This window comes from Actinomadura sp. 6K520 (assembly GCF_004349245.1).
Lineage (GTDB): Bacteria > Actinomycetota > Actinomycetes > Streptosporangiales > Streptosporangiaceae > Spirillospora.
This window is the reverse complement of record NZ_SMLC01000256.1, coordinates 1-7,917: the sequence shown is the minus strand read 5'-3', so window position 1 is coordinate 7,917 and position 7,917 is coordinate 1. Positions and strand designations below refer to the sequence as shown.

General features: G+C 71.9%; 8 protein-coding genes. 4 read left to right on the top strand and 4 right to left on the bottom strand.

Going from position 1 to position 7,917, the window contains the following annotated elements; translation table 11 throughout:
- The first annotated feature begins 45 nt into the window (after positions 1–45).
- Positions 46–975 carry an NADPH:quinone oxidoreductase family protein gene (locus E1289_RS34945; RefSeq protein ID WP_131988020.1) on the top strand — a complete coding sequence of 310 codons (930 nt, stop codon included), beginning with the start codon at positions 46–48 and terminating at the stop codon, positions 973–975.
- Positions 976–984: 9 nt separating this feature from the next.
- On the opposite strand, the gene E1289_RS34940 is transcribed toward E1289_RS34945, so the two are convergent.
- Entirely contained in the window at positions 985–1,314 is a 330-nt protein-coding gene (locus tag E1289_RS34940; RefSeq protein WP_131988018.1) for a WhiB family transcriptional regulator, read from the bottom strand.
- A gap of 156 nt (positions 1,315–1,470) precedes the next feature.
- On the opposite strand from E1289_RS34940, the gene E1289_RS34935 reads away from it, so the two are divergent.
- Positions 1,471–1,929: a GNAT family N-acetyltransferase gene (locus E1289_RS34935; protein ID WP_131988022.1), complete on the top strand. Its 459-nt coding sequence runs from the start codon at positions 1,471–1,473 to the stop codon at positions 1,927–1,929.
- A gap of 7 nt (positions 1,930–1,936) precedes the next feature.
- Here the strand turns inward: E1289_RS34935 and E1289_RS34930 are convergent, their stop codons facing one another.
- On the bottom strand, positions 1,937–2,344 hold the full coding sequence (locus E1289_RS34930) for a nuclear transport factor 2 family protein (protein ID WP_131988016.1): 408 nt from the start codon (positions 2,342–2,344) through the stop codon (positions 1,937–1,939).
- A 65-nt stretch (positions 2,345–2,409) separates the two neighbouring features.
- Here E1289_RS34930 and E1289_RS34925 point away from each other — a divergent pair, with 65 nt between their 5' ends.
- A complete protein-coding gene (locus E1289_RS34925) occupies positions 2,410–2,970 on the top strand; it encodes a TetR/AcrR family transcriptional regulator (RefSeq protein ID WP_131988014.1) in 561 nt (186 codons plus the stop codon).
- A 142-nt stretch (positions 2,971–3,112) separates the two neighbouring features.
- The gene (locus E1289_RS34920; RefSeq protein ID WP_131988012.1) at positions 3,113–4,603 is read left to right on the top strand and encodes a CYTH and CHAD domain-containing protein; all 1,491 of its coding nucleotides are present in this window, start codon (positions 3,113–3,115) and stop codon (positions 4,601–4,603) included.
- On the opposite strand, the gene E1289_RS34915 is transcribed toward E1289_RS34920, so the two are convergent.
- Both E1289_RS34915 and E1289_RS34910 read right to left on the bottom strand, forming a co-directional pair.
- Positions 4,569–5,486, bottom strand: coding sequence for an NUDIX hydrolase (locus E1289_RS34915; protein ID WP_131988010.1), 918 nt, complete (start codon positions 5,484–5,486; stop codon positions 4,569–4,571). The genes E1289_RS34920 and E1289_RS34915 overlap by 35 nt on opposite strands.
- On the bottom strand, positions 5,479–7,563 hold the full coding sequence (locus E1289_RS34910; RefSeq protein ID WP_131988008.1) for an RNA degradosome polyphosphate kinase: 2,085 nt from the start codon (positions 7,561–7,563) through the stop codon (positions 5,479–5,481). The genes E1289_RS34915 and E1289_RS34910 overlap by 8 nt, the downstream gene beginning before the upstream one ends.
- Positions 7,564–7,917: the final 354 nt, after the last annotated feature.

Sequence of the window (7,917 nt, the reverse complement as noted above, 5' to 3'; positions counted from 1 at the left end):
GCCCCCACGCCCGGCCCCCGCGTCCGCTTCCGGCATATTGGACGGATGCGCGCAGCGATCTGTGAGGAACTCGGCTCCGTCGCCGTCCGGGAGGCCGAGCCGCCCGTCCCCGGGCCGGGCCAGGTCCTCGTCACCGTGGCGGCCGCCGGGGTCAACTACGTGGACGCCCTCTTCGTCCACGGGCGGTACCAGATCAAGCCGCCGCTGCCGTTCGTCCCGGGCAGCGAGGTCGCGGGCACGCTCCCGACCGGGGAGCGGGTCCTCGCCATGTGCGGGCTGGGCGGTTTCGCGACGCGGGTGGCCGTGCCCGCCGCCGCGGCCGTCCCGATCCCGGACGGGCTGGACTTCCCGCGCGCCGCCACCTTCACCCAGAGCTACAGCACCGCGCTGTTCGCCCTCCGCGACCGGGCCGCCCTGCGCCGCGACGAGACGCTCCTGGTCCTCGGCGCGGGCGGCGGAGTCGGGCTGGCGGCGATCCAGGTGGCCACCGCCCTCGGCGTCCGGGTGCTCGCGGTCGCCTCCACGCCGGCCAAGCGGGAGGCCGCCCGCCGCGCCGGGGCCGAGGCCGCGCTGAGCGGCGCCGACGACGTCAAGGCGGCCGCCCGCGAATGGTCGGACGGCGGAGTGGACGCCGTCTACGACCCGGTCGGCGGCGGCCTCGCGGAACCGGCGCTGCGCGCACTCCGCGAAGGCGGCCGCTACATCGTGATCGGCTTCGCGTCGGGGGACATCCCGTCCCTCCCGCTCAACCAGGTCCTGCTGCGCAACCGCACGATCGTGGGCGTCGACTGGGGCGCCTGGTCGATGACGCATCCCCTGGAACAGCGCCGCCTGCTGGACGAGCTTCTCGCCATGGTCGCCAAGGGCGGCCTGGCCCCCGTCGCTCCCCGTACCGAGCCCCTCGCCTCGACGGCCCAGGTCCTCGACGACCTGCTGAACCGCCGCGTCGTCGGCAAGGTGGCCCTGCTCCCCTGAACGGCTCTCTCAGGCGGCCGAGGCGTGCTCCGACTCGGACGCGTCGCCGCGGACGACGATGACGGGCAGCGGGCGCCGGGCGGGGGCGTCGGCCGTGCGGCGCAGGTAGCGGCGCTCCTCCGGCGTCGTCCCTCCCCAGATCCCGTCGGGCTCGCCGACCCGCAGCGCCCAGGCGAGGCACTCGGCCTTCACGGGGCAGTTCGCGCAGATGGCCTTGGCCGCCTCCTCCTGCGCCTGGAGCACCGGTACCGAGTAACCGATCGGGAAGAACAGGTCCGGATCGGCACCGCGACAGATGGCGTGGTCGCTCCAGTGCTCCTCGTTCTCGTCATGATTCATGGCATCTCCCTGCGCGGCGAAGAGACCACCGGGCAGTTCGGCTAGTCGGGGTGGTCCCACTCAACGTAGTACTACAAGCCGTAGTACTACAAGAGGTGCGTGAACGTTGCAACTTAGCGTCCGGATACCCTGTTACGTGTGAAGCGTGATCAAGAAGTGACCTTCCGCGAGGCGACGGTGGCGGACTTGCCGCAGATCGTCCGGCTTCTCGCGGACGATCCCCTCGGCGTCACCCGTGAAACACCGGGCGACGAGATACCGGAGGCGTACTTCTCCGCCTTCACCGCCATCGAGAAGGACCCCAACAACCAGGTGATCGTCGCGGAGGTGAACGGCGCCGTCGCGGGGACGCTCCAGCTGACCTACATCCCCGGCCTCACCTACACCGGCGGCGAACGGGCCCAGATCGAGGGCGTCCGGGTGGCCTCCGACCACCGCGGCATCGGGCTCGGCCAGGACATGATCAACTGGGCCATCGACCGCGCCCGCGCCCGCGGCTGCCGCGTCGTCCAGCTCACCACCGACCGCCAGCGCCCCGACGCCATCCGCTTCTACCAGAAGATCGGCTTCCGCCCCTCCCACATGGGCATGAAGTACCCCCTCCGCGACGGCTGACGGCACCTCAGGGGCGAGCCGGGGACAGGGCCTCCTGCCAGCGGGCCGTGTCCGTGTACTGGTGCAGCCACGAGATCCGGCCGTCGGTCACCCGCCACAGGTGGGCGAACTCGGCCTCGTGAGGACGGCCGGTGGCCCGCGCGGTGCCCCGGTAGTGGCCGGTCACCACGATCAGCCCGCCGGTCGTCTCGTCCCAGGTTTCGGCGTGGGGGGCCGTGTCGAACTCGGCGAACACCGCGCCCCAGACCCGGGTGAGCGCCTCTTCGGGGCCGCGGAACGTACCACCGGCGCCGCAGGGAAGGCCCGGCGCCGTGTGGACCTCGAAGTCCGGATGCAGGATGGCGAGGATCGCGGCGCCGTCGCCTGCTTGAGCGGCGCTGTAGAAGCGGGAGACGACGTCCGAGGAAACCGACATGCGCCCTCCTTTTAGAGGAAGTGTTCTAGAATCACACTCTAACTAGAGAACGTCGGGAGAAGCCATTGGGAAGGCCGGCGAGGTACGACGAGGCCCGCATCCTCGACGCGGCCCTGGCGGTCACGGCGGAGGACGGGCCCGGCGCGGCCACCATCGCCGCCATCGCCGACCGGCTCGGGGCTCCGTCAGGGTCGCTGTACCACCGCTTCCGATCGCGTGACCTGCTGCTCGCCTCCCTCTGGACGCGGACGGTACGGCGCTTCCAGGAGGGCTACATCGAAGCCCTGGCGCGGGACGACGCCGAGGCCGCAGCCCTGCACACTCCGCGATGGTGCCGGGAACACCCGGACCAGGCCGCCGTGTTGCTCCTCTACCGCCGCCAGGACCTCGTCGCCAGGTGGCCCACCGAACTCGCCGGCGACCTCGGCACGCTGAACGTGCGGGCCGCGAAGGCGCTGGACGCCTTCACCGCCCGCCGTCCCGGCGTCGACCGGGAACGGGCCGTCTTCGCCACGGTCGACGTCCCCTACGGCGCCGTCCGGCGTCACCTGCTGGCCGGACGTCCGCCTCCACCGCTGGTGGACGAACTGGTCGTCACGACCTGCCGGGCCGTCCTGACCTCGTGAGCCCCTCGGCAGATGCCCCGGGGCACGAGTGCGCGCGAGGCGTAACGAGGTGATCAATAGCGTTCTGTCGTTGTTCAGCCTGGCGTGAAATGCTTGTTACCTGGGGGTGTGCGCCCTGTCGCGTCGTCATGAGGAGCAGAGCGTGGCCGAGAGGCATCTTGAGGTCGAGCAGAAGTACGATGCCGCCGCCGACTTCGTCCTGCCGGAGCTGGACGGGCTGCCGGGCGTGGCGGCGGCCGGGGAGCCCGAGGTCCAGGAACTGCACGCGAGCTACTTCGACACCGCCGACCTGCGGCTGGCGGCGCACGGCGTCACGCTGCGGCGCCGGCGGGGCGGGACGGACGCCGGGTGGCACCTGAAGATGCCGGCGGGCCCGGACAGCAAGCAGGAGATGCGGGCGCCGCTGGGCAGGCCGCTGGTCGTCCCGGCGCGGCTGGCCGGGCTGGTCGCCGCGTACACGCGGGGTGCGGAGCTGCGCCCCGTCGCGACGCTGGAGACCAGGCGGACGGTCGTCCGGCTCCGCGCGGCGGACGGGTCCGAGCTGGCGGAGGTCGCCGACGACCTCGTGACGGGCTCCGGGCCGGACGCCGAGACCGAGCGGTGGCGGGAGATCGAGGTCGAGCTGAAGGGCGGCCCGCCCGAACTGCTGAAGGCGGCGGGCAAGCGGCTGCGGAAGGGCGGCGCCAAGAAGGGCAAATCGTCGTCCAAGCTGGGGCGGCTGCTCGGCGAGGCGGTCGTCCCGTCGAAGGCGGCGGCCGCCCGCGCCGCGGCGAGATCGCGGATCGCGGAGGCGACGTCCAACGGCAAGGGGCCGGGCATCACGACCGGGGAGGTCGTCGTCGCCTACCTCGCCGAGCAGGTCGAGGCCATCGCGGAGTACGACCCGAAGGCGCGGCTGGAGGAAGAGGACGCCGTCCACAAGATGCGGGTCGCCGTCCGGCGGCTGCGGAGCGTCCTGCGCAGCTACCGGCCCGTCCTGGACGCGGAGCGGACCGTGCCGCTGGGGCCGGAGCTGCGCTGGCTGGCCGCCGTCCTCGGCGAGGTCCGCGACCTGGAGGTGCTGCGCATGCGGTTCGCGGACGCGCCCGCGTTCCTGGTGGAGGACCTGGAGAAGCGGGAGCGGACCGCGTACCGGCGGATGAACGCGAGCCTGCGGGAGCCGAGGTACTTCGCGCTCCTCGACGAACTCGACCGGCTGATCCTCGATCCGCCGCTGGCCGGGGCCGCGGACCGCAAGGCCCGCAAGGAACTGCCCCTCCTCGTCACGCGGGCGTGGGACCGGATGGCCAAGGACTACGCGTCGATCAAGAGCGCCGACGACCCCGACGTCGCGCGGCACGAGACCCGGAAGGCCGCGAAGCGGGCGCGGTACGCGGCGGAGCTCGCGGTGCCGGTGCTGGGCGTGGCGGCGAAGCGGGTGGTCAAGGACGCCAAGCGCATCCAGGAGGTCCTCGGCGGCTACCAGGACGGCGTGATCGCCATGGAGCACCTGGCGACGGCCGCCAAGCGCACCAAGGTCCCGGCGGAGGCGTTCACGCTCGGCGTCCTCTACGGCCAGGAACAGTGCGAGGCCGAGGCGGCGCGCGACCACCTGTCCACTACGTGGTCGCAGACCCTGGGGCCATCGTTCTAGGCGTGTGACGTTCCAGGGCGGGCATCGAACCACCGGCCAGGTGCGCCGCCCAGAATTCCGACTTGCGCAGGCTCGGGTCCTCCGGCGCCTTCTCCCCCATTTTCTCGCACAGGCCGGTGACGAGTTCGGAGACGACCTCGCCGTGCGTGCACACGATGGTGGGGACGCCGTCCTCGACCAGCGACAGCAGCCCGTCCATCGCCTGCTCCGGGGTGGTCGCGCCGACCGTGAACGCCGCGTCGGTGACGATCTGCGTGCCCGCGCGGCGCGCGTACGGCAGGACGGTCTCCAGGCAGCGGGCCGTCGCCGAGCTGACCAGCCGTGCGGGCCCGTAGGTGTGCAGCAGGGCCGCGAGGTCGGCGGCCTCGGCCCGGCCCGCGGCGTCCAGCGGGCGCAGCTCGTCCGCGTCGCGCCACTCCGACTTCTCCCCGGCGGACGCGTGCCGCAGGATCACCAGCGGCGAGGTGTCCAGGGGGCCGCCCAGGAACTCGTGGAGCAGGGCGACGTCGTGCTGGTAGCTGAGCCTGGCCTCGGCCTCGTCGGCGGGCAGCCAGGCCAGCTCGTCCACCTCGTCGTTGGGCGTGAGGATGCCCGAGGTGACCGGGCGCGCGGCCCAGTAGTCGACCTGCTTGGTGCGCCCGCCGATCGGGTAGGTGCTGGTCGGCAGCCGGCGGCCCAGGCGGGCGACGATGCCCGTCTCCTCCTCGATCTCGCGGACCGCGGCCCGCAGCACGTGCTCACCCCGGTCGATCTTGCCTTTGGGGAACGACCAGTCGTCGTAGCGGGGCCGGTGGACCACCGCGAACTCGGGGCCGTCCCGCCACAGCAGCGCGCCGGCGGCCCGGACGACCTCGGCCCGCGCCGGAGTCGGACTCTCAGGCATCGACCGTCCTCCACCGGCGGCTCTTGACCAGATGCGTCTGGATGTCGCGCAGGGTCTCGCCGGGCGGACCCGGCAGCCGCGTCCACGTGCCGTCGCCGGCGAGCGCCCACGCGTCGGTGCCCTCGTCCATCGCCATGTCGATGAGCGACAGCAGCTCGTCGCGCTGCGCCCGGTCGGTGACGGTGACGAGCGCCTCCACGCGGCGGTCGAGGTTGCGGTGCATGAGGTCGGCGCTGCCGATCCACACCTCCGGCTCGCCGCCGTTCTCGAACGCGAACACCCGGGAGTGCTCCAGGAACCGGCCGAGGACGCTCCGCACCCGCACCGTGTCCGACAGGCCGGGCACGCCGGGACGCAGCGCGCAGATGCCGCGGACCCAGACGTCCACCGGCACCCCCGCGCGGGACGCCCGGTACAGCGCGTCGATGACCACCTCGTCGACGAGCGAGTTGCACTTGACGCGGATGCGCGCGGAATGCCCCGCCCGCCGGTTGTCGATCTCGTGCTCGATCCGCTGGACGAGCCCGGACCGCAGGCTGTTCGGCGCGACGAGCAGCCGGTGGTAGGAGCTCTGCCGCGAGTAGCCGGTGAGGTGGTTGAACAGGGCGCTGACGTCCTCGCCGACCTCGGGGTGGGCGGTGAGCAGCCCGAAGTCCTCGTAGAGCCGGGCGGTCTTCGGGTGGTAGTTGCCGGTGCCGATGTGGCAGTAGCGCCGCAGCTGGCCGTCGGACTCCTGCCGGACGATCAGCGCGAGCTTGCAGTGCGTCTTCAACCCCACGAACCCGTACACGACGTGGCAGCCGGCCGTCTCCAGCTTGCGCGCCCATGCGATGTTCGCGCGCTCGTCGAAACGGGCCTTCAGCTCGACCACCACCACGACCTGCTTGCCGGCCTCGGCGGCGCTCATCAGCGCGTCCACGATCGGGGAGTCGCCGCTCGTCCGGTAGAGCGTCTGCTTGATCGCGAGGACGCGCGGGTCGGTCGCGGCGTCCTCGATCAGCCGCTGGACGGTCGTGGTGAACGAGTCGTACGGGTGATGGACGAGCACGTCCCGCTCACGGATCGCGGAGAAGATGTTCGCGTCCTCCGGAACCGCCTCCTTCGACGGGACGAAAGGGGGGTACTTCAACTCCGGGCGGTCGAGGTCGGCGATGGCCGCGAGGCCACCGAGGTCGAGGGGGCCGCCGACGCGGTAGATCTGGCCCTCGTCCACCGCCAGCTCCGAGGTCAGCAGGTCCAGGACGCCGTCGGAGATCGACTCCTCGACCTCCAGCCGGACGACCGGGCCGAACCGGCGGCGCAGCAACTCGCGCTCCAGCGCCTGCAGCAGCCCCTCGCTGATGTCGTCGTCGATCTCCAGGTCCTGGTTGCGGGTGACGCGGAATGCGTGGTGCTCGACGACCTCCATCCCGACGAACAACTGGCCGAGATGCGCGGCGATCACGTCCTCCAGCGGCGTGAACCGGTCGGCGGACGCCTCGATGAAGCGCGGCAGCAGCGGCGGCACCTTGACCCGGGCGAACATCGTCGCGTCCGTCTCCGGATCGCGGACGATCACCGCGAGGTTGAGCGACAGGCCCGAGATGTAGGGGAACGGATGCGCGGAGTCCACCACCAGCGGGGTCAGCACGGGATAGATCCGGTCGCGGAACAGCCGCCGCAGGCTCTCCTGCTCGGTCTCGGCCAACTCGTCCCACCGCAGGATGTCGATGCCCTCCTCACCGAGCGCCGGACGGACCACATGGCGGAAGCAGGCGGCGTGCCGCCCCATCAGCTCGTGCGCGACCACACCGGTGCGCTCCAGGACCTCGCGGGGCTGCCGGCCGCTCGCGGACTGGACCGCGAGCCCGGTCGCCATCCGGCGCGCGAGACCGGCCACCCGCACCATGAAGAACTCGTCCAGGTTGCTGGAGAAGATCGACAGGAAGCGGACCCGCTCCAGCAGCGGCAGTCCGGGGTCCTCGGCGAGCTCCAGGACGCGCTGGTTGAACCTGAGCCAGCTCTCCTCCCGGTCGAGGAAGCGGTCATCGGGCAGCGCTTCGACCCGCTGGGGGAGCTGTCCTGGGTTGACGGTCATACCAGTGATTGTCCCTAACCAAGGTGAACGACGGTCGAACTCGGTTGATTCGCCGACTATCAGACACTCCGATCATGCCCGGAGTTCCCGCAGATCACTCTTTATTTCCCAGGGGGGGCGACCCCCCTGGAACCCCCCGTTGCGCACGGTGCTAGCCCAGGGGGGCGACCCCCTGGAACCCCCGTTACGCACGGCGAACCGTTTCCCGATCCGCTTCGCGTCTCGTGAAACGGCTCGCCGTGCGGCGGGTCGTGCGACCTTCGCTCGCTGCGCTCGCTACGGCCGCACGACCCGTGGGGTGAGGATGCGGGGGGGTGGGGGGCCTGACGATCCCCTCACCGGACGCTTTGCGGT

What these genes read in the sequence shown, in the direction of transcription:
- E1289_RS34945 (WP_131988020.1), top strand. Translation starts at nt 46, where the DNA reads ATGCGCGCAGCGATCTGTGAGGAACTCGGCTCCGTCGCCGTCCGGGAG.
- E1289_RS34940 (WP_131988018.1), bottom strand. Translation starts at nt 1,314, where the DNA reads ATGAATCATGACGAGAACGAGGAGCACTGGAGCGACCACGCCATCTGT.
- E1289_RS34930 (WP_131988016.1), bottom strand. Translation starts at nt 2,344, where the DNA reads ATGTCGGTTTCCTCGGACGTCGTCTCCCGCTTCTACAGCGCCGCTCAA.
- E1289_RS34915 (WP_131988010.1), bottom strand. Translation starts at nt 5,486, where the DNA reads ATGCCTGAGAGTCCGACTCCGGCGCGGGCCGAGGTCGTCCGGGCCGCC.
- E1289_RS34910 (WP_131988008.1), bottom strand. Translation starts at nt 7,563, where the DNA reads ATGACCGTCAACCCAGGACAGCTCCCCCAGCGGGTCGAAGCGCTGCCC.